The organism is Roseovarius sp. MMSF_3350 (assembly GCF_030733425.1).
In the GTDB taxonomy this organism is placed as follows: domain Bacteria; phylum Pseudomonadota; class Alphaproteobacteria; order Rhodobacterales; family Rhodobacteraceae; genus Roseovarius.
This window is the reverse complement of sequence record NZ_JASHIZ010000006.1, coordinates 160,352-186,598: the sequence shown is the minus strand read 5'-3', so window position 1 is coordinate 186,598 and position 26,247 is coordinate 160,352. Positions and strand designations below refer to the sequence as shown.

Annotated in this window: 25 protein-coding genes; 12 read left to right on the top strand and 13 right to left on the bottom strand. The window is 62.3% G+C overall.

Translation table 11 applies throughout. The annotated features are described in order from the left end of the window. Positions 1–35: 35 nt before the first annotated feature. Positions 36–476: a DUF892 family protein gene (locus RBB31_RS08215; RefSeq protein WP_306128793.1), complete on the bottom strand. Its 441-nt coding sequence runs from the start codon at positions 474–476 to the stop codon at positions 36–38. 17 nt (positions 477–493) lie between these two features. Then, on the bottom strand, positions 494–1,318 hold the full coding sequence (locus RBB31_RS08210) for a manganese catalase family protein (RefSeq protein WP_306128792.1): 825 nt from the start codon (positions 1,316–1,318) through the stop codon (positions 494–496). Between the two features lie 218 nt (positions 1,319–1,536). On the opposite strand from RBB31_RS08210, the gene RBB31_RS08205 reads away from it, so the two are divergent. The 10 genes from RBB31_RS08205 to RBB31_RS08160 all read left to right on the top strand — a co-directional run bounded on the left by RBB31_RS08205 (position 1,537) and on the right by RBB31_RS08160 (position 12,224). Then, a complete protein-coding gene (locus tag RBB31_RS08205) occupies positions 1,537–2,052 on the top strand; it encodes a CinA family protein (protein ID WP_306128791.1) in 516 nt (171 codons plus the stop codon). A gap of 256 nt (positions 2,053–2,308) precedes the next feature. Next, positions 2,309–3,328, top strand: coding sequence for a PAS domain S-box protein (locus tag RBB31_RS08200; protein WP_306128790.1), 1,020 nt, complete (start codon positions 2,309–2,311; stop codon positions 3,326–3,328). Between the two features lie 225 nt (positions 3,329–3,553). Continuing rightward, positions 3,554–3,946 (top strand): four-helix bundle copper-binding protein, encoded by a 393-nt coding sequence (locus RBB31_RS08195; protein ID WP_306128789.1) that lies wholly within the window; start codon positions 3,554–3,556, stop codon positions 3,944–3,946. Between the two features lie 463 nt (positions 3,947–4,409). Next, entirely contained in the window at positions 4,410–6,086 is a 1,677-nt protein-coding gene (locus RBB31_RS08190; protein WP_306128788.1) for a mechanosensitive ion channel family protein, read from the top strand. 115 nt (positions 6,087–6,201) lie between these two features. After that, the gene (locus RBB31_RS08185; protein WP_306128787.1) at positions 6,202–7,686 is read left to right on the top strand and encodes a phospholipase D-like domain-containing protein; all 1,485 of its coding nucleotides are present in this window, start codon (positions 6,202–6,204) and stop codon (positions 7,684–7,686) included. 143 nt (positions 7,687–7,829) lie between these two features. Then, positions 7,830–8,207: a hypothetical protein gene (locus tag RBB31_RS08180; protein ID WP_306128786.1), complete on the top strand. Its 378-nt coding sequence runs from the start codon at positions 7,830–7,832 to the stop codon at positions 8,205–8,207. A 63-nt stretch (positions 8,208–8,270) separates the two neighbouring features. Next, the gene (locus RBB31_RS08175) at positions 8,271–9,260 is read left to right on the top strand and encodes a Gfo/Idh/MocA family protein (protein WP_306128785.1); all 990 of its coding nucleotides are present in this window, start codon (positions 8,271–8,273) and stop codon (positions 9,258–9,260) included. 153 nt (positions 9,261–9,413) lie between these two features. Further along, a complete protein-coding gene (locus RBB31_RS08170; protein ID WP_306128801.1) occupies positions 9,414–10,967 on the top strand; it encodes a flavin monoamine oxidase family protein in 1,554 nt (517 codons plus the stop codon). A gap of 20 nt (positions 10,968–10,987) precedes the next feature. Next, positions 10,988–11,449, top strand: coding sequence for a cytochrome c (locus RBB31_RS08165; protein WP_306128784.1), 462 nt, complete (start codon positions 10,988–10,990; stop codon positions 11,447–11,449). A 79-nt stretch (positions 11,450–11,528) separates the two neighbouring features. Then, positions 11,529–12,224 carry a c-type cytochrome gene (locus RBB31_RS08160; RefSeq protein WP_306128783.1) on the top strand — a complete coding sequence of 232 codons (696 nt, stop codon included), beginning with the start codon at positions 11,529–11,531 and terminating at the stop codon, positions 12,222–12,224. 19 nt (positions 12,225–12,243) lie between these two features. On the opposite strand, the gene RBB31_RS08155 is transcribed toward RBB31_RS08160, so the two are convergent. From RBB31_RS08155 to RBB31_RS08120, 8 genes are read right to left on the bottom strand one after another with little or no spacing between them, the layout of a single operon-like run. Continuing rightward, positions 12,244–12,978 (bottom strand): cytochrome c oxidase assembly protein, encoded by a 735-nt coding sequence (locus tag RBB31_RS08155; protein ID WP_306128782.1) that lies wholly within the window; start codon positions 12,976–12,978, stop codon positions 12,244–12,246. Between the two features lie 15 nt (positions 12,979–12,993). Further along, a complete protein-coding gene (locus tag RBB31_RS08150; protein ID WP_306128781.1) occupies positions 12,994–13,314 on the bottom strand; it encodes a hypothetical protein in 321 nt (106 codons plus the stop codon). After that, positions 13,311–15,803: a cytochrome c oxidase subunit I gene (ctaD, locus tag RBB31_RS08145; RefSeq protein WP_306128780.1), complete on the bottom strand. Its 2,493-nt coding sequence runs from the start codon at positions 15,801–15,803 to the stop codon at positions 13,311–13,313. The genes RBB31_RS08150 and ctaD overlap by 4 nt, the downstream gene beginning before the upstream one ends. Further along, positions 15,800–16,735, bottom strand: coding sequence for a cytochrome c oxidase subunit II (coxB, locus tag RBB31_RS08140; RefSeq protein WP_306128779.1), 936 nt, complete (start codon positions 16,733–16,735; stop codon positions 15,800–15,802). Before coxB ends, ctaD begins: the two co-directional genes overlap by 4 nt. Continuing rightward, a complete protein-coding gene (locus RBB31_RS08135) occupies positions 16,732–17,199 on the bottom strand; it encodes a cytochrome c family protein (protein WP_306128778.1) in 468 nt (155 codons plus the stop codon). The genes coxB and RBB31_RS08135 overlap by 4 nt, the downstream gene beginning before the upstream one ends. A gap of 47 nt (positions 17,200–17,246) precedes the next feature. Then, a complete protein-coding gene (locus RBB31_RS08130; RefSeq protein ID WP_306128777.1) occupies positions 17,247–18,032 on the bottom strand; it encodes a c-type cytochrome in 786 nt (261 codons plus the stop codon). A 12-nt stretch (positions 18,033–18,044) separates the two neighbouring features. After that, positions 18,045–19,829: a GMC family oxidoreductase gene (locus RBB31_RS08125; RefSeq protein WP_306128776.1), complete on the bottom strand. Its 1,785-nt coding sequence runs from the start codon at positions 19,827–19,829 to the stop codon at positions 18,045–18,047. Positions 19,830–19,832: 3 nt separating this feature from the next. Continuing rightward, on the bottom strand, positions 19,833–20,531 hold the full coding sequence (locus RBB31_RS08120) for a gluconate 2-dehydrogenase subunit 3 family protein (protein WP_306128775.1): 699 nt from the start codon (positions 20,529–20,531) through the stop codon (positions 19,833–19,835). Between the two features lie 191 nt (positions 20,532–20,722). Between RBB31_RS08120 and RBB31_RS08115 the strand changes: the two genes are divergently transcribed. Further along, on the top strand, positions 20,723–21,640 hold the full coding sequence (locus RBB31_RS08115; protein WP_306128774.1) for a formate/nitrite transporter family protein: 918 nt from the start codon (positions 20,723–20,725) through the stop codon (positions 21,638–21,640). 9 nt (positions 21,641–21,649) lie between these two features. On the opposite strand, the gene RBB31_RS08110 is transcribed toward RBB31_RS08115, so the two are convergent. Both RBB31_RS08110 and RBB31_RS08105 read right to left on the bottom strand, forming a co-directional pair. Continuing rightward, positions 21,650–22,306, bottom strand: a complete 657-nt coding sequence (locus RBB31_RS08110) for a TrkA family potassium uptake protein (RefSeq protein ID WP_306128773.1) — start codon at positions 22,304–22,306, stop codon at positions 21,650–21,652. A gap of 3 nt (positions 22,307–22,309) precedes the next feature. Continuing rightward, entirely contained in the window at positions 22,310–23,755 is a 1,446-nt protein-coding gene (locus RBB31_RS08105; RefSeq protein WP_306128772.1) for a TrkH family potassium uptake protein, read from the bottom strand. 174 nt (positions 23,756–23,929) lie between these two features. Between RBB31_RS08105 and RBB31_RS08100 the strand changes: the two genes are divergently transcribed. Next, positions 23,930–24,535 (top strand): exopolysaccharide biosynthesis protein, encoded by a 606-nt coding sequence (locus RBB31_RS08100; protein ID WP_306128771.1) that lies wholly within the window; start codon positions 23,930–23,932, stop codon positions 24,533–24,535. Here RBB31_RS08100 and RBB31_RS08095 read toward each other — a convergent pair whose 3' ends face one another. Beyond that, positions 24,536–26,149 (bottom strand): GMC family oxidoreductase, encoded by a 1,614-nt coding sequence (locus tag RBB31_RS08095; RefSeq protein ID WP_306128770.1) that lies wholly within the window; start codon positions 26,147–26,149, stop codon positions 24,536–24,538. It lies immediately after the preceding gene. Positions 26,150–26,247: the final 98 nt, after the last annotated feature.

Sequence of the window (26,247 nt, the reverse complement as noted above, 5' to 3'; positions counted from 1 at the left end):
ACGCGCCGGCCTCTCTCTTTGCGGTCTGGTCGCCGTTAACTGGCGGTTTCCATCCAGGCGCGGTGCCGCCGTTCGTCCGACAGGCCTTTTTCCAGGATGGGCCTCAACTCGGCGCTGGCCTGAGCGTTTTCCAGCGCCTGATCGTAGGCCATGACTGTGTCGTCCTCGTTGGTTTTCATCGCCTTGAGCAAGCTCTCGTCACCGGCAAGATCAGCCAGAGCGACCTTGCCCGTCGTCAACCACTGCTTCATGTCACCTTCCTGAGGCGGGGTGACGCCGATGCTGCTTGCGAAGCGGTCCAGGTCGGCCACGTGGGCCTCGTGCTCCGCCAGGAAAGATTCCATCTGCTGGCGAAATTCCGGCTTGTCGAGCCTCTCGACGGCAGACTGGTAGGCTGCGATGGCGTCGTGCTCGAGCGTCAGCAGATTGCGCACGAGGTCTTCGACGTTGTTCTCAGTTCCGACTGTTGTAGGCATGGTTCTCCTCCTTTTCCTTACTGTTGCTCGGTCTGGGTGCCCGAATGCGGACGGGCCTTGCCAAGGCTGGGCTTCTGGCCGAGCGGCTTGGGTTTGTCGCGCTTGGTGAATTCGCTGCGCCCGTCCAGCGAGGGACCCGAAGTCCAGCGGCCTTCGGGCGTGGGTTCGTCGAGGGAAGTGTTCAGGAAGTAATAGGAATGCTCGGTCGCCTCATGCTCCGTCGGGGTGGAGTTGGGGATCGGCATCTGCGACTCCAGTCCGCCCAGTTCTTCGATGACGGCCATCCACTGCTGCTGGTGCATCGTGTCGCGCGCGATGAGGAAGGACAGCATGTCTTTCATCCCGGTGTCGTCAGTCATGTTGTAGAGCCGCGACGCGAGAACACGTCCACCGCTTTCTGCCGTGACGTTGGCCATCATGTCCGCCGCGAGGTTGCCGGTCGCGTAGACATGGCTCATGTCGAAGGGCACACCGTTGGCATTGACCGGCATCGCGGAAAGCCCCGAAGAAAGGATGTGCCGTGGGTTGGCGCCGCCCATGATCGCGTTGACCACCGGGTCCTTAGCTGCCTCTTCCTGAACCGTAAGGGGTGCGCCCTCGAGGTTGAGCGCGACCGCATGGCCAAGAAATTCGATGTGCGACAGTTCTTCCGTGGCGGTCATCATCAGCATATCGCGGTACTTGTCATCGCCGCGCGCCCCCATGGCCTGGAAGAAATATTGCATTGCGACGCGAATCTCGCCTTCAACACCGCCGATGGCCTGCTGCAAGAACTTCGCAAACTGGGGATCAGGGGTATCGACACGTACTTCGTATTGAAGCTTACTCGAATGATGGAACATCTTCGTTACCTTTCGTTGTACACTCGGCCAACGGACGGCGTTCGGTTCCGTTCCATCCAGGCATCGCTTTCGAGCTATCCATTCCGTCGAGCCTCGCACGAGCCTCGCAGAGGCTGCGCATTACCCCTTGCCGGTGCTGTCTAATTTCTTGTTGAGACATCGGCAGCGGCGGCCAGATAGTTTTCACGGAACAAGTCGATAAATGAGGGTAACGTGGCATGGTTGGCATTTCGGACGATACGAAGTCTTCATCTGATCCGCTGGCGGAGCGCGCCAAACGGGTACTTGCCCGTTGTTGCGAACGTGACCTTACCCTGGCCACCGCCGAAAGTTGCACCGGTGGGCTGGTCGCCGCCCTGGTCACCGACATCGAGGGCTGCTCGCACGCGTTCGACCGCGGTTACGTGACCTATTCAGACGCCGCCAAACACGAGCTTCTGGGCGTGGAGCAGGATCTGCTGCATCAGAAAGGCGCCGTTTCGAAGGAGGCTGCCATCGCCATGGCCCAAGGTGCGCTGCGGCTTTCGGGCGCCAATGTCGCGATCTCCGTCACCGGGTTCGCGGGACCGGGCGGAGAGGGCGATGAGGAAGGCCTCGTGCATTTCGCTGTGGCCCGGGAGGGAGAGCGCCCGACACATCTGGAAAGATCATTCGGAGCCATCGGTCGGGATCAGATCAGGCAGAGGTCGCTGGAAACCGTACTCGACCTGCTCGAAAGGGTGCTGTGCCCGTGAGCAGTCACGTGTTTCCGTTATTCCGGCTTCTGGAAGGCTTCAACAGGATCGTTCAGGACCACGCTCGCCCTTCAATTGAGCCGGGCTATACCGCTATGCGCTTCGTTGGCCACCTGTCGTTGCCGGCGCAATCTCGCGCGGGGCAACGGCTTTGATACTGTACGGTTGCCCGTCCAGACACCGCAGTCTACCAATTCCAATGGCGCCGCCACGCGATATGGCATACCATAACTAGGAATATCAGAGGGCGTTCCACATGAGCCGGCTAGCTTTTGGCGACGATGCGTCTTCACAGATCGACATCTCGATAAACCTGAACGAGTATCTTGCTGCGATTATCGACAGTTCCGACGACGCGATCATCACCAAGAATCTCGATGGTATCATTCAGACCTGGAATCCGGGCGCCGAGCGCCTGTTCGGCTACTCTGCCTCGGAGGCCGTCGGGCAGCCGATCCTGATGCTCATACCCGAGGAACGACATCACGAGGAAGAGGACATCATCTCGCGTCTTCGCCGCGGTGAACGCATCAAGCACTTCGAAACGGTCCGTCGGCGTAAAGGTGGGTCGCTTGTGCCGATCTCCCTGACGGTCTCGCCGGTCAGAAACGCGAACGGTGAAATCATCGGCGCCTCGAAGATCGCGCGCGACAACACGCATCAGGTCGAGGCCGCCGAACGGCAAAGAATGCTCGTGGCGGAGATGCGCCACCGGATCGGCAATTGTTTTGCGGTTGTCGGAAGCCTCATTTCAGTCAATGCCCGACAGGTCGAGACAGCCAGCGAACTTGCAAGCTTGATGCAGAAACGTCTGACGGCGCTTTCTGAGGCTCACAGGCTGGCAGTCGCTGATCCTGCCGGAGACTTCACAGGCAGCACATCGCTGCGCGATCTCATTAATTCGGTCGTCGCACCGTTTGCCGGCAATCAAGCCGTCGAACTCGACGTGGAAGATATCAGTGTTGCTCCGGATGCGCTCATGCCGCTCGCGCTTGTCCTCTATGAGCTTTGCACCAATGCTGCGAAATACGGGGCGCTCGGTCAGAGTGATGGCGGCCTTCTGATCGTGGCGCGCCGCGAGGGAGAAAGATTCCTGATTGACTGGCAGGAACGATGCCGCCTCGACCCGCAGGAAGGGGGACATAAGGGTTTTGGCACGCAAATGTGCGACAGTGTCGTGAAATCGTCGCTCGGGGGCGTGGTTGCCCGGACGTTCGAAGCCTCGGGAATGACTGCAACGATCGACCTCGATCTGCACTTGCTTCAGGCGAAATAGCCGTCGCGACATCTGCACGAGATGAAGCCTTTCACACCGATTTTGCGAATGGTGACTGGGGAGCTTCGGGTGGTCTTGGGAGACACTGCCGAATTCCGTCTGCTCCACATTGAACGGTCGCAGGTACCTCTGCACTTGCTGTCATAGTGGAACATATACGGAGCTTGTCGGTTGGGTTCAGTCCAACTGTCTGGATAGCCCAAGGTACCCCGAAAGGAACGCTCCATGAGTATCGAGAAAATGATTTCCGAACATCCCGACGTGGCCGGTCGTCTGAACGAACCCCTGGCCAAGGCCGTTCGCCATGCAATGTATTGCGCGGCGATCTGCAACTCATGCGCAGACGCCTGTCTGGCGGAAGACGATGTCGAAAAGAGGGTCGATTGCGTGCGCCACTGCATGGATTGCGCTGACATCTGCGCCGCGACCTACCGCGTTGCCACCCGTCGGACCGGCAGCAACCAATCCGTTCTGCGCTCTATGCTCGAGCTTTGCGCGAGCGCCTGCGATGCCTGTGAAGAGATGTGTTCTCATCATGATGATGCCCACTGCAAGCGCTGCGCACAGATGTGCCGTGAATGCGCTGAGGATTGCAGGACCGCAGCTGAAAATCTCTGAGCGTCCGGGAACGCCGGACGACGTTCAGAGCTGGTTGAAAAAATGACCAAACGGCGAAGGGCGATTTGATCCGTCCCCTGATTTGAACCGCAAGGGTCGCCTGCGACCGGCTGCTTTTGCTCGCGGTCGGCGGCGGTTGCGTTGGCCTGATTGTGGAACCCGGCCTTGAGGACTCCGTTACACCAACGTGGCTTCGGTGCAGCCGATAGCGGCTCCGAGCACTCGATAGTGTCATGCGAGTAACCTTGGAAACCAACTCAAGTCAGGAATTCGCCATGAAAAACCCCCTGCAGCCGTCTGTCGATGAAGTCGGTTCCAACGAGCACGTTCTGAATCCGACCGTGGGCGCATGCGACCCGGACGGCAGATCGGCCGCGACTGCAACGTGACACCCTCGATCCCACTCCCTGCGCCGTACGCAGCGAAGCTGGCGAAAACACCACGGCGGTGGGTCGCGACCGTGATGCGTTACCTGGCGCTGCTGCCATTCATCCTTTTGTCGACCGTGTTCGAGGCGGCGGCACAGGATGGAAGCGATTACTGGTACGCGTCCGAAAGCCTCAATTCCGGGCTGTCCGAGACCGTCGGAAGCGGTCTTGACCGATCGACCCCGCGCCAGTCCATGCGCGGTTTCATCGCCTCCGCCGATGCCGGGGATTTCACCCGCGCCGCGCATTTTCTCAACCTGTCGCGGCTGGAGCCATCGGTGCAGTCGGAACGCGGGCCGATACTTGCCCGGAAACTGGCTTCGGTCCTTGCGCGGCAGGTCTGGATCGATTGGACCAGCCTGCCCGCTCGCCCCGATGCGCGGATCGAACAAAGCGGCGGGTCCGCAGACCGGGCGGGGCAACCTCGCCGTGATCTGGCCATCGAGACGCTGGAGGCCGACGAAACCGCCTATGACATCCGCCTGGCGCGTTACAAGCCGACCGACGCGCCAGCGGTGTGGCTGTTCACCCCACAGACCGTCGACAACACGGGTCCGCTCTATTCCGCTTTCGGTCCACGAAAATACGAAGACCTCATCCCGACCGTGCTGAAGCGCGAAATCTGGGGCTTGTGGCTTTGGGAATGGATCGCGGTGCCGCTGGCAGCGGGCGGGGTCCTTCTGCTGGGCTGGGCGACGTATGCCGCGGTGACAGCACTGTCCAAGCGGGCGGATCGAGGCTGGCTGAGAGTTGGACTCGAGCGCAGCGGTCTGCCCCTGGCGATCCTCGTCATGGCCGCGTCAGGCCAGATGATCCTGAGCTGGGTTCTGTCTTTCTCGGGACAGATACAGGCGTTCCTGCGCCCTACATTGACGATCCTGATGGTATGGGGCGTCGGGATGACCCTTCTGCGTATGCTCGATGCCATGCTGCACCGCATCACCCTGCGCTTTGTCGGCGAGATCGACGACAAACGCGGACGCGACGAACGTGAATTCTACACATCGATCTATGCGCTGCGGCGGTTGATCGTGCTGGTCATGGTCGGCTTGGCCGCCATCGTGATACTGGCGCAGTTGAACCTGTTTGACAGCGTCGGCATGACCCTGTTGGCCTCGGCGGGTGTGCTGACCGTGATATTCGGTATCGCCGGCCAGGCGGTGCTCGGCAATATCCTCGCTTCGCTGCAGATCGCCTTTGCCAAGCCGGTGCGCATCGGCGACGCGATCCTGTTCGAGGGCGACTGGGCCTATGTCGAGGCGATTTTCTACACGTTCATGCGGCTTCGAACCTGGGACCTGCGGCGGATCGTGGTGCCCGTCACCTATTTTGTCGCACGACCGTTCGAGAACTGGTCGGTCACGGAGGCGCGCATGATGCGGGTGATCGACCTTTGGCTCGACCCGCTTTGCGATGTCGACGCGTTGCGCCGAAAATTCAGCTCCCTGCTGCACGACGATCCCGACATCTCGGAACCCGACAACGCGTTCACCTATACGACAGACCATACTGCCGAAGGGCTCAAGATCAGCTTTTTCGCGATGATGCCCGATCCCTCGACCGGGTGGACGGTGCAAAGTCGGCTGCGAGAGCAACTGCTGGCGTTTCTGCGCGACAACCACCCGGACTGGCTGGTCCGCGAACGCGTGCTTGATGTCGGAAACAACGAGAAAGGCGATGGCAGTTCGGCCCGGACTGCAGGAATGGACTGAGAACCCAGCCGCTTCGATGAAGGCATCGGCAATCCGGGTCCGGAACCGGTTTCCAAATCGCTGGTTGAGTTCCTGATGCCGAACACTCACTGTAGGGAGGATTGCGAGGACTAATTTGAGTCAACTTTCTTCAAAGAAAATTCTTCGTCCAGGCAAGACATGCTGGCGGATCGAGAGCGCGGATAAGCTCTCCGTGATAATCGACGCGGCCGACTATTTCTCGGCCTTTCACTCTGCGGTACAGCAAGCGGAGCATTCCGTCATGATGATCGGCTGGGAATTCGATACACGGATCTCGCTCGACCCGCGCGAGAGCAAAGCCGATGTCCCGCATAAGCTTGGGGAGTTCCTGAACTGGGTGACGAAAAAGCGTCCAGACCTGAAGATCTACATGCTCGAATGGGATACGGGCGCTCTGCTGACGCTCGGTCGAGGATCCACGCCTCTCAGGATCATCGACTGGGTTTCGAGTTCACAGATCAGGCTGAGGCTCGATCACGCCCATCCAAGCGGCGCGGCCCACCATCAGAAGATTGTCGTGATTGACGATGTCCTGGCCTTTTGCGGCGGCATCGACACGACAGCGGAGCGCTGGGACACGCGGGATCACGTCGATGACAGCAAATTGCGCCGCAGGCCGACGACAGGGCGTCCTTACGGCCCTTGGCACGACGCGACCACGGCGGTCGACGGCGACGTCGCGGCGGCTCTGGGCGAATTGGCGCGCGACAGATGGCGGGTCGCCACAGGTGAAAGTCTCGAAGCGCCGCCCAGAAGAGACCCATTCTGGCCCGAGGGTCTGGAGCCGTCCATGACTGACGTGGATGTCGGTATCTCACGGACCGCGCCGGCCTATGACAGCCGGGAGGCTGTCCACGAGATTGAAGACTTGTATCTCGAGATCGTTTCCGCCGCGGAGCGAAGTCTTTACATCGAAAGTCAGTACTTCGCGTCGCGCCGGGTCGCCGACGCCATAGCGTCACGGCTGGAGGAGGCGGACGGGCCCGAGATCGTGATCGTGAACCCGGAATCCGCCGACGGCTGGCTGGAGGAAGAGGTCATGGGATCGTCGCGCGCGCGCCTTCTCGAGATGATAGCGCAAGCCGACACGTATGACCGGTTCCGGCTTTACACGCCCGTGGCGGACGAGGGCACGCCGATCTATGTCCATGCCAAGATCGTGATATGCGACGTCCGACTGCTTCGTGTCGGTTCCTCGAACCTCAGCAATCGCTCCATGGGGCTGGACACGGAATGCGACCTGTCGATCGAAGCCGGCACCGGGGATGCAAGCGATGAGAGGCTGCGCAAGCAGATCTCGGCACTTCGCAGCGATCTTCTGTCAGAGCATCTTGGCGTCACCATCGACGTATTCGACGCGCAGCTGGCCAAAGCCGAAGGATCGCTCATAAAGGCGATCGAAGCGCTTCTTGGCGAAGGCCGCAGCCTGGTTCCTTTCGATCCGCCCGAACTCAATTGCGCCGAAGACAACATTCTCGGAGAAAACGACTTGCTGGATCCGGAGCGTCCTGCGCATCGCTGGCGCCCTTTCAGCCTGAAACGCGTTGTCGATATCTTTCGGGGCGCGAAGGCTTCGTGACAAACGGCTGCGGTTCCGCGTGCCTGCCCTGAAGACCGGAACAAGCGTCACTACCGCGCGTTGAGCAGGCACATGCTTTCCAACAACGAGCGATTCTCAAGTCTGGAAAAGCTCGTGAAGGCTGCCGGCAAAGGAGGCCGCAAATGAACCGTCAGACCCCACCCAAGCCCGAGGCATCTTCCGAAGATACAAATCGGCGCGCGCCCGGTCCGCGCGACGAGGCGGAGGTGGTCGAAGCGAACCGTGCCATGCGCGACGGACATCCCGAGGCCGCGCACCACGATCGACCGCTGATCAGACCTCGTCCTTCAGCCCTTGACCAGGAACTTGCCGAGGCCGCCACCCATCCCGACGCTGACCCTGCCGATGTCCGGGCCGGACCCGGCGACGCCGGTGGTCAGCGCAGTCCGAACGTGCCGACACGAGAGCCGGCAAACCCGCGACGCAGCCGAACATCCCTGATCTTCCTTTGCATCATACTCGCTGTTCTCGCCGTCGCGATGGTCGGGGCCCTGCTCTAGTCACCGGGCGCGGTCGTCAGGTTCCCGCCCTTTCCGGCGCGGATTAGATTGTGGGAGATTGCTATGAGCGTCAAAAGGCTCGTCCTGTTGGGGGGCGCACATGTGCACCTGCCTGACCACCTCGATCATTTGCACCGGCGCGGCTGGCGGGTGACGCAAGTGCATGACCGGGACCCGGCCCGTCAGAACCGGCTTGCCACCGAACTGGACGCACGACCCGTGTCTCCTAACGAGCTGGGGCAGTCAGACTGTGTCGGTGCCTTGGTGTGCAGCGAGACCGCACATCACGAGGCCGACATTTCGGCCGCGCTACGCGCCGGATTGGACGTGTTCAGCGAAAAGCCTCTGGCAGGAAGCGCCAGTGCGGCAAAGCGATGCGCCGACCTGGCAAACGCGGAGGGCCGGCGTTTGCACACGGGCTATTTCTTTCGCACCAACCGGGCCCTGCGATGCGCGCGCGACTTGGTAAAGGATGGCGCGCTGGGCAGGATCTCGGAGGCGCGCATGCGCTTTTCCCATGACGGGGGATATGCCGACTGGTTGGATCTCGATTGCTGGATGACCGACCCCGCGCTGGCCTGCTACGGCGGATTTGCCGACGAGGCAGTCCATGCCATCGATGCGCTGCAATGGCTGCTTGGTCCCATCGATACGGCCCATGCCGTGACGGGTAACGTGCTGGGTTGGCCCGTGGATGATCACGGCGCAGGGGTGTTGACCTTTCGCAATGGCGCGACCGGCCTTGTGGAGGCCGGCTGGACGGACAAGACCATGCGCCTGGAACTCGACATCGTCGGCGATGTGGGGTGGCTGAACCTGAATGACGGCGTGCTGACCGCAGGACGCCGATCAGAGGCGCGTCCGACGACCGAGATGAAGTTGGCACCTCTCGATGCCGGCGAAGGGATCGAGCCGTTTCTGGATGTGCTGGAGGGCAAGGACGCCATGGGACTGGTGCCTGTCGAGGATGCAGTGCGCGTCAACGAGGTGCTTGACCGGATGGATTTGAACCTTGGCGAGACTGCAATGGCGCAAGACCGTGCCACGACCTGACCCCGCGCAAGGCGTTCGAGACAATTTAAGTGCTAGAAATCGGGAACTTTCCCGCACGGTCACGGCTTTTATCTAGAGGAACGAAATAGCTCAAGGCGGAGATAGCTCATGTCCGAACAGCCACCGCGTCCATCCCGAAGAGCCCTGTTGAAGATGATCGGACTGGCCGCCGGCTCTGGCACGATGATGAATGCGATGGCAAGTTTGGGACATGCCCGCCAAAGCCCCTATAAAGGTCCGCCTGACCTGTCGGGCGCCCCCGAAGGCGCATCGGTGGTGGTTCTTGGGGCCGGATTGGCCGGTATGTGTGCGGCGTTGGAACTGCGCAAGGCCGGCTACTCGGTCCAGATCCTGGAATATCAGGAACGCGCCGGGGGGCGTTGCTGGACGCTCAAGGGCGGCGACACGATCGAGGAGCTTGGCGGCTACACGCAGAATGTCGAATTCTCGGACGGGCAATATATCAACATCGGCCCCTGGCGCATTCCGCATCATCACCTCGCCCTGCTCGACTACTGCCATCGCCTGAACGTTCCGCTAGAGGTCTTCGTTCAGGAAAATCACAACGCCTATCTGCATTCGGCTGACCATTTCGATGGAAAACCGGTGCGATACGGGCATGCCTGGGCCGATTACGTCGGCCAGATCACGGAATTGCTGGCCAAGGCCACCGACGCAGGCGCGCTCGACCAGGCAGCCAGCGTCGAGGACACCGAGATTTTGCTGGAGTCGCTGAAATCCTTCGGCATTCTCGACAAGGATTATCGCTATGTGGAGCGACTGGAGACCGCCGAGTACCGCGGCTATCCGGATGCCGGCGCCCCAGGCGGCGGCCTATGGGACGCCGCGCCCGAGCCGTCCGAGCCGATCGCGCTCGACGATCTTCTGACGTCGCGCTTCTGGCAATACATGCGCAACCACACCACCTATCGCCACCATGCCCCGATGTTTCAGCCGGTAGGCGGGATGGAAGAGATCGCACACGCTTTCCACCGGGAGGTCGGCGACCTCATCACCCACAATGCACGCGTGACGCGCGTCGTGCAGGGCGAAGATGGCGTTACGGTCGATTACGAGGCCGCAAGCGGCGATGGCGAGGGCGGTCAGGTCAGCGCGGACTACTGCGTATGCACCATCCCCTTCACGGTCCTCAGCCAGCTGGACGTCGACGTCTCGCCGGAGATGCGCCGCGTGATGCGGCAGCTGCATTACTATGAGGCCGTGAAGTCGGGCCTTGAATTCAAGCGCCGCTTCTGGGAGCGGGACGAGCAGATCTACGGCGGCATCACCCTCACCGACCTGCCGATTGCCGAGATCTCCTATCCGTCCAACGAGATGCATTCGGATGGGCCGGGTGTCATCCTTGGCGCGTATGTCTACGGGCCGCACGCCTATGCCTACAATTCCATGTCTCCCGAGGAACGGCTGGAGTCGGTGATCTCGCAGGGTGAGCAGATCCATCCGCAGTACCGCGATGAATTCTCCAACGGCGTGGTCCTGAGCTGGCACCGCGTGCCGTGGATGCTTGGATGCTACAGCAAGTGGGACGACCGGGGCAGCGACTACGAGATCGCCGCGACGATGGACAACCGCTTTGTCTGCGCGGGCGAGCACATCTCGTACTTGCCAGGCTGGCAGGAAGGCTCGCTTCTGTCCGCGCTCGATGCCGTGCGGCAGGTGCATGACCGCGCGACCAGCGCGCCCTGACGCCCGGAAGGAGCCATGGAATGAGACACGCGACCCTGACCGCCCTTTCGCTCTGCATATCTGTCGTTGCAACCAGCGTGCTCGCGCAGCAGGGCTCCGAACCCAAGACACCGCAGATCAAGAAGCCGGGTGCAGGAACGCTGGGCGCCACGACCGAGAGTTTCGTCGGAACGGATGGCGCCACGCTCTATCGCCGCGCCTGTTCGGGCTGCCACGGCCCCGAGGGCGGCGGCGTGATGGGTGCGGCCGCCTATCCTGCCCTTGCAGGCAATCCCCGCCTCGCCAGTGCGCGCTATCCCGTCAACCTTGTCATCGAAGGCAACGGCGCCATGCCGTCGTTTGCGGAATGGCTGGATGATGAACAGGTGGCCGCAGTGGTCAACTATCTGCGCAGCAACCTAGGCAACGAGTACGATGGTCAACTGACAGCCGAGGACGTGGCGCAGATGCGTGCCGATTTCGCAGACCTGGACGGAGGGTAGGACCATGCGGGCCTGCACTCCATTTCCCTCCGGCATTGGCCCGCTTTGCGCGGTGGTCGTGTGCCTGGCCGGACCCGCTTTGTCCCAATCGACGGACCTTTTCGACGCCACTCCCCCAGAATCCGCCCGGGCACAGGCGCCGTTCGACGATGATCGCATCGCGCGGGGCCGCGCGATCGCCAAGGGCGGCGCGGCGCGTGGTGGTGTGCAGATGAAATGCATGGCCTGCCACGGGCTTCAGGGACACGGCGACGGGAGCGTGCCGCGCCTGGCCGGGTTGCCCTATGACTATCTCGCGCGGCAGATAACCAGCTTTCTAGACGGCAGCCGTCCGCACGAAGTGATGACGCCTATCGCCAGTTACCTCGAGGCGGGCGAGGCGGCGGATGTGCTGGCCTATTATGCCAGCCGCGAGACACCGCAGATCGAAGCGCCTCGCGATCTCGACTGGCAGCTTGTCAGCGCCGGAAAGGTGCTGGCCTATGCCGGCCGCCAGATGCCGGATGAAGGCGGAGGCCCCGAGGTCACGGCCTGCGTCATGTGCCACCACGCAGTCGGCGAGCTGGACGACAAGGCCATCGCTCCGCCTCTTGCGGGTCAGCCCGCAGCCTATATCGAGGCGCAACTGGAGGCGTGGAAGACTGGTGACCGAAGCGGTGGTCCGCTTGACGTCATGTCCCGGATCGCCAATGCCCTGACGGAAGAGGAAATGGCGGCGGTCTCCGCCTTCTATGCCAGCCGGAACCCGGCCGAGACAGCAACGGCAGACGACTAGCTGAACCCGCTGCCGCGCCTTATTCGAAAACCGGAGCTTTTTTCTCGACCGTATCGCTTTGCAGCACGGCACGGGCCATCAGCGCCACCGCGCCCAGCATCACGACGCCGCCGCCTGTCCACATGATGGCGCCCGCCAATTGCTGGTCCGCCGCAGCCGTAAGGCCATAAGGCGCGGTCGTCAGCACATGCCAACCATGCCAGACCGAGCGCGAGAACACCAGAAGCGCCGATAGAAGGGTCATTTGTGCGGCCGTCAGCGCCAGCGCCAGAGCGACGAGGTGCGGGCGCGCTTGGATGCTGTGTCGCACCGCGGACCACATCACCCAGGCCGCGCCCAGCAACGACAGGTGCATCGCCCAGTAAACCAGGTCAGAGTCCAGCGTGGCCGCGTATGGCGCAGGCGCGTGCCAGACCCAGAACAACACGCCGAAGACGCCCGCTGTCGGCAGGACCGCACGTATCGGCGCAGGCGCGGCCCGCGCCAGCAGCGGTGCCGCGATCAGCGTCAGCAGAACGTGCTGCGCGACCCGCGCCGAAAAAAGCGCCATCGACGCCGCGCACAGGGGCGACACGAACAGCAGCGCCACCAGCACCCAACCCGTCACCGCGGCGCGGCGGTCGCTGGCTTTCCACGCCAGCGCCAGGGCCAGCACCGCCAGCCCGGCCATCAACAGCGGATCGAACAGCCAACGCGTCCATAAGTCGGAAGGCACCGGCGGCGTGCCGCAAAAGGGGATATACGCGTCTTCCATGTGCTTTTCCTTTCCCTAACCGCAGGCCGGCGCCAGCAGGACCGGCGATGCGCTGAACACGATGGCAACCAGCGAGATCACCGTGGTCCAGCGGGCTGCGATGTGAAACTCGGTTCTGTTGCCGCGAAACAGTCTCCAGCCGGCGACGACGAGGGCCACGACCGTGGCGACCCCGATCGCGATCGCAGCTGTCGTGTAGGATACAACCGCACGCTCGGCGCAGGTCGCAGAGAGTGCCGCGTAAACAAAGATGAAATGCAGCGCCCAGGTCAGGGCCGGGCGGGCGATGCCCCAAAGCAGCGGTTCCAGTTCCTCGGCGTCGGTTTTTTCTATCATGCGAACACTCCCAGCTGCGGCGCTCCCAGCATGACGGCGGCGGCCACCAGCATCAGGAACGTGACCAGCGCGTAAGGCGCGCGGTTGACCTCCGGAATGCGCTGGCCCTTGCCCGCGAGACCGAAAACCTTGCGCAGAACGTTGAAGACGCTCCAGTAGCCCAACACGAAAAGCTGCACCGCGACGAAGCCCGCCATCACCCACAGCGTCGCCGCCAGCGCGGTCTGGTCCGGGGTCACGGGTCGCAGCGCCTGGTAAAGCGCCCAGCATGCCCCGCCCGCCAGCACGGCGATAACGATGTCATAGAGCACGTAGCCATTGCGCCGCGCCAGATACGCCATCGCGGTCAGCGCCGCGCCGGCGACGACCGCCAGCACTATCCACAACAGATCGGGATCGCCCGCGCGGCGGGTGAAGTCCGGCTGCACGTTCCACAAGTAGAGCACCCCGAAGAGGATGGATGCGAACAGCGCCACCATGATCAGAAGCGTACCGATCACCGCGATGTAGGTATGCCCCAGCCGCGAGGCGATATCGACCGGAAGTATTCCCTCGGGCCCGGTGTCGACAGTCTGACCGGTTTCGGATTTCTCCCATGCCCAAACGGCAAACCCGATCAGCGTCGCGCCCAGGGCGGCAGCGGCGACATAGTAGAAACTTGCCAGAAGGGCCACCGCCGATACGGCCACGAAAAATGCGGTGATCATCGGCACCCAGGTCGGATGCGGCAAGCGGACGATCTGCAGCGGCTCACCGGAGACAGGATGACACCCCACGGTTTCGCGGCGTCCGTGGGGGGCATCGCGCAGCATTCCTTCAATCTCGTGCGCCTCGTTTTCCAACAGCTCCGGCTGATCCCACAGCGGTTCACGCGAATGAACCCTGGGGATGGCGTGAAAGTTGTGGCCCGGTGCGATCGGCGCATAAAGCCATTCCAGCGTCCCGGCCTTCCACGGATCGCGCGGGGCCAACGGACCGCGCCAGCGGTGCGCGATGAAATCCCAGACAAAGATCAGCACGCCCGCCGCAAGGATATAGGACCCGATACTCGACAGCATGTTCAGCCGGTCCCAGCCGATCCCCTCGGGGTAGGTCGCGATGCGGCGCGGCATGCCCCGAAGGCCGGTGATATGCATCAGGAAGAAGGTCACGTGAAAGCCGATGAACATCAGCCAGAACGCCCATTTACCCAGGCGCTCGGACATCATCCTGCCGGTGAAATGCGGCGTCCAGTAATAGAACGCCCCGATCAGGGGAAAGACCATGCCGCCGATCAGCACGTAATGCAGATGCGCCACCACGAAATAGCTGTCATGCGCCTGCCAGTTGAACGGCACCGAGGCCAGCATGACCCCCGTCAATCCGCCCAGCACGAAGATGAAGAGAAACCCGAGGATGAACAGCATCGGCACCGTCAGCCGCGGTCGCGCCTGTGCCATGGTCAGGATGAAACAGAAGATCTGCACGCCCGTCGGGATCGTCACCACCGTCGATGCAGCCGAAAACAGTGACAGCGTGACGGTCGGCAGCCCGGTGGAAAACATGTGGTGCGCCCAAAGGCCAAAACTGATGAACCCCATGGTGACCACCGCCGCCACCGCAAAGCCATAGCCGAAAAGGGGTTTGCCGACAAAGGTCGGCAGCATCGTCGCCACCATGCCGGCGGCGGGCAGGAAGATGATATAGACCTCCGGATGCCCGAACAGCCAGAACAGATGCTGCCACAGCAGCGGGTCGCCCCCCATGGCGGGGTCGAAGAACGGCAGGCCCAGCACGCGCTCGATCTCCAGCAGTATCGAGCCGATGATCAGCGGAGGAAAGCCCACCGCGATCATGAAGGCCGTTACCAGCATGTACCAACCGAAGATCGGCATCTTTGCCAGCGACATTCCCGGTGCGCGCGTGCACAGGATCGCGGCGATGATCTCGACCGCTGCCGTGACGCTCGCGATCTCGGCAAAGGTGATGCCGATCAGCCAGAAATCCGCCGACAGTCCGGGCGTGTATTCCTTGGTCGACAGGGGGGTATACATGAACCAACCGCCGTCCGGCGCGGCGTCGAACAGGAACGACGCCAGCACGATCAGACCGCCGAAGAGGTAGCACCAATAGCCGAACGCCCCCAGTCGCGGAAAGATCAGGTCCCTTGCGCCCAGCATCAGCGGCAGCAGGTAGACCCCGAACCCCTCGAGGATGGGGATCGCGAACAAAAACATCATCAACGTGCCATGCATGGTAAAGACCTGGTTGTAGGTCTCGGCATCCAGGAACGTGTTTTCCGGCACGATAAGCTGGGTGCGCACCAGGATCGCAAGCATCCCCGCGATCAGGAAAAAGATCAGCCCCGTGACAATGAACCGTTGCCCCACCACCCGGTGCGACACCGACGACAGCTTGCGCCAGCCGGGCGGTGTGGCCCAGGCCTTTTCATAGGTGGGCAGGCTGTCGAGAACCGGACCCTGAACAGGTTTGTTGGAAGTTTCAGTCATTTCAGGCTCGACAGGTAATGCGCAACCGCCCGTAGATCAGGGCCGCTGAGATGATTGTAGGAGGGCATGTTCGCGCCCGGCTTCATGTCCTGCACATCGGCGATCCAGCCCGCAAGGTTGCCGACATTCATTCGCCACATCCCCGCCCCCAGCGCCGCGCGCGCGCCCACGCGGGTCAGGTCCGGCCCGACACGCGCGCCCTCGGCCACGCCGCGAATGGCATGGCAGGCGGTACAGCCTTCGTTCAGGAATACGTCGCGCCCCTGTTTCAGTTGCAGCGTGTCGGCATCGCGCGCCTCGTCCGAAAGGCCAGCCGTAAAACTGTCGAATTCATCCTTTTCCAGAACCACCACTTCGAAGGCCATCAGAGGATGAGACAAGCCGCAGAATTCGGCACATTGGCCGCGAAACCGGCCTTTCCGGCTGGCCTCGACGGTCAGTTCGTTCACCCGTCCCGGGATCATGTCGATCTTGCCGCTGATCGACGGCACCCAGAACGAGTGTATCACATCCTCGGACTTCAGGCGGAACGTGACCGGCGTATCGACCGGCACGATGATCTCGTTGGCGTCGCGCAGCGCGCGGCCGTCGGGATCATAGACCACGTCCCACCAGTACTGGTGGCCGGTCACCTCGATCACCAGCGCGTCGCGATCGACCCGCGCGATGGAGGCAAGCGTGAATGTCGACCCGACCATCAGCGCCACCAACGCGATCACCGGCAAGATGAACCCGCCGGCCCATAGCCACCAGATATGGCCGGGCCTTTCCCGCCGCCAGGCCAGCCAGACCGCCGCCATCACGGCCAGGAAGATCAACGTCGCCGCCACCGACATCGTGATGGTCAGCACCAACGTGCCTTCCGCTCCGGTTCCGGCGGGGATCAGCGAGGTCTGGCTGTCGAATTGACCCAACGTGCTCTGCTCGCTCATTCGAACCCTCCGAGCGTGTAGAGATAGGCTACCATGTCTTTCGCGTCCGCTTCGGTAACGCCAAGGTCGGGCATCGCCGTGTCTTGCGAAAAGTAGGGTGGATTGATCAGCCACCGGGTCAGATCGCCCGGCGCGTTCGTCAAGACGCCCGCAATGTAGGCGCGGTCGGCCAGGGACGTCAGCGAGGGGCCTACCGTGCCGCGGGCACCCGGCACGCCTGGGACGACGTGACAGGCTCCGCAACCGTATTCGTTGATCAACTGCCGACCGCGCGCGGGATCTCCGCCCGCTACCCGCATATGCATAGACTGCCACTGCGGGGTGGCGGCCACCGGATCACTCGCGTACCATCCAACCAGAGCCTCGCCCCGCTGCTTGCTCCAGGCCAGCGCTGCTCCGACAGGGTCAAAGGCCGGCGCGGCCAGCGCCCAGAGCGTAACCACTCCAAGGACTGCAGCAGTCAAGACGGAGGTCAGGGCGATGCGGATGATCCTTGCGGGCGACATCTGCCCTAGTTTCCGGTGGTCACCGGATTATGGACCCGGTTGTAATATTCGCTGACAGCTTCCATGTCCTCGCGCGTCATCTTCTTGGCGATGCTGCTCATGACGTTCATCGCGTCATTGTCGCGCACGCCCTCTTTCCACAATTGCAGCTGGTAGGTCATGTAATTGGCATACTGCCCTGCCAGGTACGGCACCGACGGAGGATTGCCGGTGCCCTGCGGGCCGTGACAGTTCACGCAGGCCGGAATGCCCTTTTCGGCCGACCCCACCGCGGCCAGCTGACCGCCCCACTGCAATTCTCCCTGATCGGCAGCGCCCAACGGCTGGGGGATCGGTGCGCGCACCACCGCGTAATAGGCAGCGACGGCCTCGCGCTCGTGTTCGGTCAGACGTTGCGCGATGCCCGTCATTATGTCATTCGGACGGGCCCCAGAGGCATAGTCATTGAGCTGCTTGTACGTGTACCAGGCGGCCTGCCCGGTCAGTCGCGGGAACGATCCCGCGCCGTCGCCGGCACCCTGCCCTCCGTGACAGGTGATGCAGGCCATCCCGGATCCGCCGTTCTCCGCACCGCCCATCGCGACCAGCCGCCCGAGTTCAAGCAGATCGTCGTCCGGCGCATCCTCGACCGTCGCCGCGAACAGCGTTCTTTCGTCGTCAAGCCGCGATTCCAGCACGCCCGGCTCTTCTGTCTCGGTACTCTGCGCGTTCAACACGATCGGGGCCAAGCCGGCAGTCGCCGCCAGGAGGGAGGCTGCAAGAGCAAAGTATTTCGTGCGTGTCATGGTCATGTTGCAGCTCCTTTACGCATCCATCAGCGGGCGAGGATTCTCGAGGTAGTCGTTCTTGAGATGCTCCAGCGTCCAGTACGCCAGGCCCATCAGCGGGCCGGTCGGGTTGTATCCGAGGTTCTGCGGGAAAAGGCATGCCCCGAAGACAAAGACATTGTGGTGATCCCACATCTGGCCATACCGGTTCACCACGCTGGTGCTGGGATCCGTGCCGATGACTGCGCCGCCGACATTGTGGGTCGTCTGGTAGGGCACGACGGAATAGTCTTCGCCTTCGGCGGCGAGGTTCGTGGCGCTGACGCTGGTCACGTGATCCATGTTTTCGGCAATCTCGACGGCGCGCTCGGTCACGTATTTCGCCATTTTCCGGTCGTTCTCCGGGAAATTGAACGTCATCCGCAACAACGGTCGACCATGCTGATCGGTCCAGGTGGGGTCGAGGTCGAGAAAGTTCTCCGGCGTCGACATGCTGGATCCATGGATGACGAAATCGGCGTGATGCAGGTAGTTCTCACGCACAGCCCGTTTCCATTCCGCCCCCCAACTGGGCGTACCGTCGGGCACGGGCTGATAGCTGATCGGTCGACCGTGATACTGTTTGCAGGCGATATAGCCGCCACCGACGAACCCGAGGTCGGAATGGTCGAAATTGTCGCCGTTGTAATCGTCCACCACCATGCCCAGGGCGCCGGCTCCCATGAAGGGGTTGGTGACGATGTCCTTCTCAAGAAACGCGTCCACTGCCGAGATGGTCTGATAGGAATAATTCCGGCCGACCGTGCCGGTGCGGGTTTCCGGATCGTAAGGCGTGCCCAGACCGCTCACCAGCATCAGGTGCACGTTCCACAATGCATAGGCATTCATGCAGACGATATCGGCGGGCTGAAAGATTTCACGCCCGTCGGCATCCACGTAGGTCACGCCGGTGGCAGTCTTGCCGTCCTCGGATTTTTCGACCCGCAGCACTGTGGACTTGAACCGGATCTCGAAGTTTTCGTGCTCCTTGATGCGGTCGTAGACACAGATGATCGGATCGGCCTTGGCGAAGTATCCGCAGCCGAAGCGCTCGCAGAAACCGCAATAGGTGCAAGGGTGCAGTTGCGCGCCGTAAGGGTTTTCGTACGCCTTTGTCACGTTTGCGGACGGAAAGGGAAACGGGTGCAGATCCATTTCCTGGGCAGCGCGACCGAACAGGGTGCTGCTGACTGGCTGCTTCATCGCCGGGTTGGGATACTCGTTGCTGCGCGGCCCCTCGAAAATGTTGCCGCCTTCCCGCTGCTCTCCGTCAAGGTTGCCGGCGGTTCCGGCCGCCCCGCAGATCCGCTCGAAGAAATCCAGATGCGGCTCAAGCTCGTCGTAGGTCACGCCCCAATCCTGAACGCTCAGATCGTCGGGGATGAAGTCGCTGCCATACCTGTTGTCGTAATGGCTGCGCATTTCCAGATCTGACGGTAGCGGGCGCCAAAGCTGCCCGTTCCAGTGTATGCCGGCCCCGCCAAGCCCCTCGCCGGGCAGGAAAGACCCCAGCCTGCGCATGGGCAAGGCGCGATCGCCACGACTGTTGCGGAACGTCAGGGTGTTTTCCCGCACGTTCATCATGTGCGTGTAGCGCAGCCCGTATTTCAACTCGTCATGTTCTTCCGGCGCACCGAAGCTCGTGGCGTCGTGGCGATGATCGCCGCGTTCCAGGATCACGCATTTGCGCCCCTCATGCGCCAGCTCGTATGCGGTCGTCAGACCGGTCCAGCCGCCTCCGATGATGACCACGTCTGTCTTGGGTAGTGTCTTGTCCGCCATGCCTCAGGGCTCCTTGCGTACCGGGGCGACGGGCAGGTCGCCATCGCCGCCAGGCTGATGGTTGATGCCCATCGGCGCCTTGGGATACGCCACGTTGTGCTTGTCCACGAAAGATTGATAATAGGCGTGTGCACCGGGGAACCCGACCATTCTCCAGCCGGCATAGTTTTCGTTGCCGCCATAGATGGGGTCGGCGAAGAACCCCTGGTTCGTCAGCTTCCAGACCTCGTCGAAAAACGCGTCCGAGGGCAGGTCGCCCATATCGAGCTCGCCCTCCGACATGGCCGTGACGACGTCGTTGCGCCGTGCATCTTCCATCAGGGCAAAACCGCTTTCCGCCTGTTCAAGCCGCGACAGCCCCTCGCGCATCAACTCCGACGGAAGCAATGGCAGCTGGTAGCCCTGTGACGGTTTGCCCTCGAAAAAAGGACCCTTCATGTACAGCCCCTCGCCGTTCCCGTAGGGTCCGGCCATTTGCAAATCTATGAAATCGACCACGCCGGCCTGGCTTGCGCTGGGGTATTCGTCCTCGGGAATGAGCGTGTCGCAAAGTGCCGCCAGCATCCGCGCCTCGGTTTCGGTCAGAAAGGCGAACGGCTGATCGTCCAGGGCCGCAAACGCATGCTGAGGCTTGGCCAGAGCAACGCCGCTTGTCGCGGCAAGACCAAGGAGCACGGCCCGGCGAGAAAAGGGGTGAGTCATGAAAAATCCTCGTGATGTGAAACGCTCCGTCCTAGATCAACCTCAAACATCCACATCAGGTTCCAGTAATCGCACAATCGGTGCCGCAGGCGCGTCCGCTTCTGTCCCGATCGCACGATCCCGGCGCAAGGACTGTGCCTGCAAATGGAACTTTTGACGCTCCACTTGGCTGTACCGGCAAAGGAATCCAGATGCCCCCTACGGACAAGAAACACCCCCGCCCCGGTGAAACCGAGGCGCATGCGCGGTCCCGCGGACGCGCCGAGAAGCGTGAGCAACGCGAAAACGCCACGTCACCGCCGGAAGAAATCCTGACGGGCCCGGAACGCGACAGGGTGGCGGAAAACGGGCGGCTTTCGGCGCTGACGGTCTATTCCATCATCCTGCGCGAAGGTCAGGAAGAGCTCGAGCGCCCGGCAACTTCGCTCTGGTGGTCCGGTATTGCCGCGGGGATCGGCATTTCCACATCGGTCCTCGCGGTCGCAATTCTGCGCGTGAATCTGGGCGAGGACCACCCGTATCTTTCCGCCATCGGAAGCCTTGGATATACGTTCGGCTTTGTGCTGGTGATCCTGTCACGCCTGCAACTGTTCACCGAAAACACGATCACCGTCATCCTGCCGCTTCTGGCGCAGATATCGCGACATCGCCTGATCTGCACGGCGCGCCTTTGGGGCGTCGTGCTCGTGGCGAACCTGGCCGGGACCTTCCTGACCGCCGCGATCGCCGTCCATGCGAACGTTCTGACGCCCGATATCCTTGACGCCGTTTTCGCCATCTCGCGTCACCTTGCGGAACTGTCGCCGCTCGAGGCGCTGTTGCGCGGCATACCGGCGGGATTCTTCATCGCCGCGCTGGTCTGGATGCTGCCGTCCGCCAGGGGCACCGAGGTCTTCGTGATCGTCATGTTCACCTGGCTCATCGCCGCCGGGGAATTCACCCATGTCATCGCAGGCTCGAACGAAATCTTCGTCTTGGTCCTCGCCGGGGAAATGGGCCTGCTGACCGCGCTATCGCTGCATATCGCCCCTGTACTGGTCGGCAACATCCTTGGCGGCACCGGGCTCTTTGCCGTGCTTGCCTATGGCCAGATCCGCAACGAGATGTAGCGGCCTGGCTCAATCCTCCTGCGCTCCGAACATTTTTCGCAGACCTTCCCCGACATTGCTGCCGGCGGCGACAAGCACCTTGTCCCCCTCCTTCAGCTTTTCGTCCGCGTCCAGGATCGCATCTTCCTCGGTCCGCGCGATCGCGACCGCCCGCGCGGACCGAGGCATGTCCAGTTCATCCAGGGTCTTGCCGACAAGTTCTTCCGGCACGGGGTAGGTGGTGAAGTGCACCCCCTCGATGATCCCGAGCTGCGACCAGACACGCTCTTCGTTCTCCAACGAGTGGGCGATCGAGGACGCAACGGTGGTATGGGGCGTCACCACGTCTTCAAAGCCCAGTTCCTCGCAGACTTCCAGCAGTTGCGACTGCACGATCTGAAGAACCACGCGCTGGAAACCGATCGATTGGCCAACCACGGCGGCCAGGATATTCACGTCGTCCTGGTTGGTCATCAGCATCAAGGCATCGGCCCCGTCGCCATAGGCGTCGCGCAACGTCCGGGGCAAGGTGCCGTCGCCTTCGATGAACCCGCAATCCAGTCGATCCGACACGTCGTCCAGCCGCTCGCGCGACCGGTCCACAAGAACGATGTTGTGCCCGTTATCCAAAAGTTGCGACACCACCGCCTCGCCAAGCCTCGATGCTCCGATAACGATAATCCTCATGGGTCAGGTCCTTCTCATCCAGGTGCCGGGAAGGCACAATATGATCAATGCGATGAATTCCAGCCGGCCAAGCAGCATCGCCACGATCAGCGTCACTTTCAGGTGCGGCGCGAGGTCCGGCGCGACGACGCCCTGGATCAGTCCCACGGTCGACAGGGCTGACACGACGTCGAACAGACCGGAGAGTGGCGGGATTTCCGAAACCAGGAATATCACCCAGCAGATCAGAACCGCCGCCAGGTAGGTGACCAGAAGCGCGGTGACCGCGATCACCCGGTCCACCGCGACCTTGTCGCCACCATCGCGCAGATAGGTGACCGCACTTGCCGGGACCCGCACGCGCAGCAGGCTCAGCCTGACCATCTGCAACAGCACGACAAGCCGGGCGACCTTGATACCGCCCGCCGTCGACCCCAGGTCGCCGCCGATCACCATCGCGAGCAGCAGCATCGGCAGCAGTGCGATATGGCTCGACACCTCGTTGGTCGAAAACCCCGCCGTGCTGAACCCGCTCAGGAAATTGAGGGCCCCGGAATAAAGTTCGACCAGGCTTGGCGCGTTCACCGCCAGGTCGACAACCGCGAAGATCGTGACACCGCCCGCCATCAGCCCCAATGTTGCCAGAACATGGGATTTGCCCAGCGCAAGGCGCAGGCCGTCGCGCCAGATACGGATATAGAACAGCAATGATACCGCCCCCGCGATGCAGATGCCGATCACCACGCCCTGCGCCAGATAGGAATAGCTGGCCAGGCTGTCGGCACGGGGGGAGAACCCGCCGGTCGACGCAGCCGCCAAGGCAACGCTGATGGCTTCCCACCAGTTCGGCAACAGCAAAAGGCACAGGACCATCGCAACGCTTGTCAGCGCCACATAGGCCAGCAAGACCTGCCGGGCCTGTGCCTTGATCGACGACAGGTTATCTCGGTCGGTGATGTTCGTGCTGCTCATGGACAGGGACGCGCCCGAACTGCCGGCAAAGATTGCCAAGCCTGCAAGGGCGATGGCGAAACCGCCGCACCACTGGATCCAGCCGCGCAAGAGATGCCCCGGGATGGGCCAGTCCTCGGCGCCAACCGCAAGGCTCAGCCCGGTCGAGGTGATACCCGACACAGCCTCGAACACCGCATCCAGTGGCGGCATCCCAAGCGCCATGAAAGGCGGGGCGACCAACAGGCTGGCGACAACGAATATTAATGCGAAGACCACAAAGGCTTCGACCCGGCGCAGGTCTTGTGGGAACGCCCGCGCGCGGTACCGCAATGCGACCAGCGTCAGGAGTATTGCCTGCGGCGTCAGGGACAGGACGAAATTCCACTCCGCGAAGGCCACGCCGGCAATCAACGGCGCCCCGACAACCGCGAGAAGCACGATCGCCTGCTGGGCCATTGCCATGGCTACGACATTAGGGCGGGCACGCAGCGCGGTGGAGGTCGTGAACGCGCTCAAGGCTGACCGGCTTTCTTCCTGAGCATGGCGTTTCAACGCCGGTGCGCCGACATGGTTCCCTGACGGACGAGCCACGGCGGCCCGCGTTCTGCCGGAACTGTATATGCTACCACGTGTTGACTCACTGGCTGCATCCGAAGCGTATGCAGGACCATCCGGAGGCGGGAGTTCCCAATGAGCAATGCCGATGAGGGCAATTCCGATGGCGTCCCCAGATCGTTGTCCGATATTCTCGACTCCGTCGAGGACGTCGCGAAAGCCAATGATCAGGTCAGCGTCGGCGACGTTGTCGAGGCGCTCGGCCGCGCCGGGACGGCCGCGTTGATCTTCCTGCCTGCCGTTGTGGCGACGACACCGCTCAGCGGCATACCGGGCCTTTCGGCGCTGTGCGGCATAATGATCGCGCTGATCTCGGCACAGGCCGTCATCGGACGTCGCGGCCTGTGGTTGCCCGGCAAGATCTTGCGACGGAATGTCGAAGGCGACAAGCTTTACGACGGGCTGGAAAAGGTGCGCCGTCCGCTGATGTTCCTGGAGCGACACACTCACAAGCGATTGTCGTTTCTGACCACCGGGATCGGAGCCCGGCTGTTGTTCTTTCTGTGCATGCTGGGCGGAATGACGATGCCGTTTCTCGAGGTCATCCCGTTCTCGGCCTCTTTCGTCGCGGCAAGCGTTTCTCTTCTGACGATCGCGATCCTGACGCTTGACGGCGCTTTGGTCGTCGCGGCGGCGGCGGTGCTGATGCTTCTGGTCGGTGTTGTAATTTACGTGATCTGATCAGGTCAGATCCGCCACAACGCGATCACCGATCCGCAAGGACAGCGCGGCGATGCTCAGTGTGGAATTCACGCAGGCCCCCGAGGCAAACACCGACGAACTGGCGATGTAGAGGTTTGGGTGATCGTGGCTGCGGCAGTCACCGTCCACTACCGAATCCGTCGGATCGTCCCCCATGATCGTGCTGCCCATGATGTGATTGTTGGGCCGGAAGCCTTCGCTGCCATCTTCGATGCTGACCAGCGACGCTTCCAGCTTGTCAACGATGTCGCGGAACATGCCGGCCGTATGCTGGGCGCTGTCCCGCACGTAGTCTCCGATGCTGTAGTGGATACTCGGGCGCGGAAGGCCCAGCGGGTCGGTTTTGTCCGGGCTCAGCGTCAGCCGGTTTTCAGGATCCGGCAACTGTTCGTGGAAATTGGCGATGGCACAGCGGCGGGCGGCCCTGTCACGCACCGCGGTCGCAAGGGCTTCGCCGGTAAGACCTTCGTCGATGGCCTCTTCCGCCACGCCGTCGACCGATGACCCGTTCCAAAGGTGCAGTTTCTTGGCGGACATCCGGCGGCGATGATCGCCATCCCGGAATTTCAGGATCGAGGTATTTTCCTGCGGTCCCCGCCCGGGCCAGACCGGCATCGGCATGTCAAAGACCACCTGCGTGCCCGGGTGATCCATCAGGTTGCGCCCCACCTGCCCGGAACTGTTGCCGATACCCTCCGGCGCATCTTCACCGGCAGACATCAGCATCAGCCGTGGGATCTCGATCCCGTTCGCCGCCAGAACGAAGCTGCGCGCACGCACGCGATGTTCCGACCGGTCCGGTTTCAGATACCGGACCGCGACAATGTCGCCATTCGCGTCCTGTTCGATGAAATGCGCGACCGCCTCGGTAATCACCCTTGCGCCTTGGCGCTCTGCCTTCTCGACAGCCAGGTTGCCCGAGTACTGCGCCCCGATGGGGCAGATCGGCATACAATTGTTGTTGCCACAGCAGGGCGGCCGCCCGTCATAGAGTTCGCGATTGCGGGCCACCGGCTCGGTCTGCATGAGATACCCGTGCGGGTTCAGCCGTTCGGCGATCACCCGGTCCATATAGCTGACAGGCATTGCCTCCATCGGAAAGGGCGCGCTGCGCGGTGCAAGGCCCTCGCCCGGCTGTCCCGCGACGCCCATGAGAGTTTCCGCTTCCAGATAATAGGGTTCCAGGTCGCGGTAACCGATGGGCCAGTCGCGACCGACGCCGTAAAGCCCCCTCAGCTTGAAGTCGTTCGGAAGAAACCGCCAGGTCGCCGCGGCCCAGTGCCATGTCGTGCCGCCGACACCGCGGACGAATTGCTGATTATACGGGTCCGGGCCGGTCTGGATCAGATAGTTGCCCCAGTTGCTGGGATCCGGCACCGGTGCATGGGCGGGTTGTGGATACGGCGCCATGAAATCCGTGCGCGCCGAGTGCCGCCAGTTCTGCACCAGGTCCTCTCGCCTCAGGCGTGGGCCGGATTCAAGGATCAATACCTTTAGGCCTGCGGCAGAGGCCTTGTCCGCCACCATTCCTCCGGCGACGCCCGCGCCGACCACTACGATGTCGGGCTCGTACTCCACTTCAATGATCGCCACCGCGGTCCTCCTGGAAACGTCCCGTGCCAGAATGACAACACGCGCCGCGTCACCCGGGTTCCGATATTCTTGGAACGGTTGCGCAGACTGCACGTTGA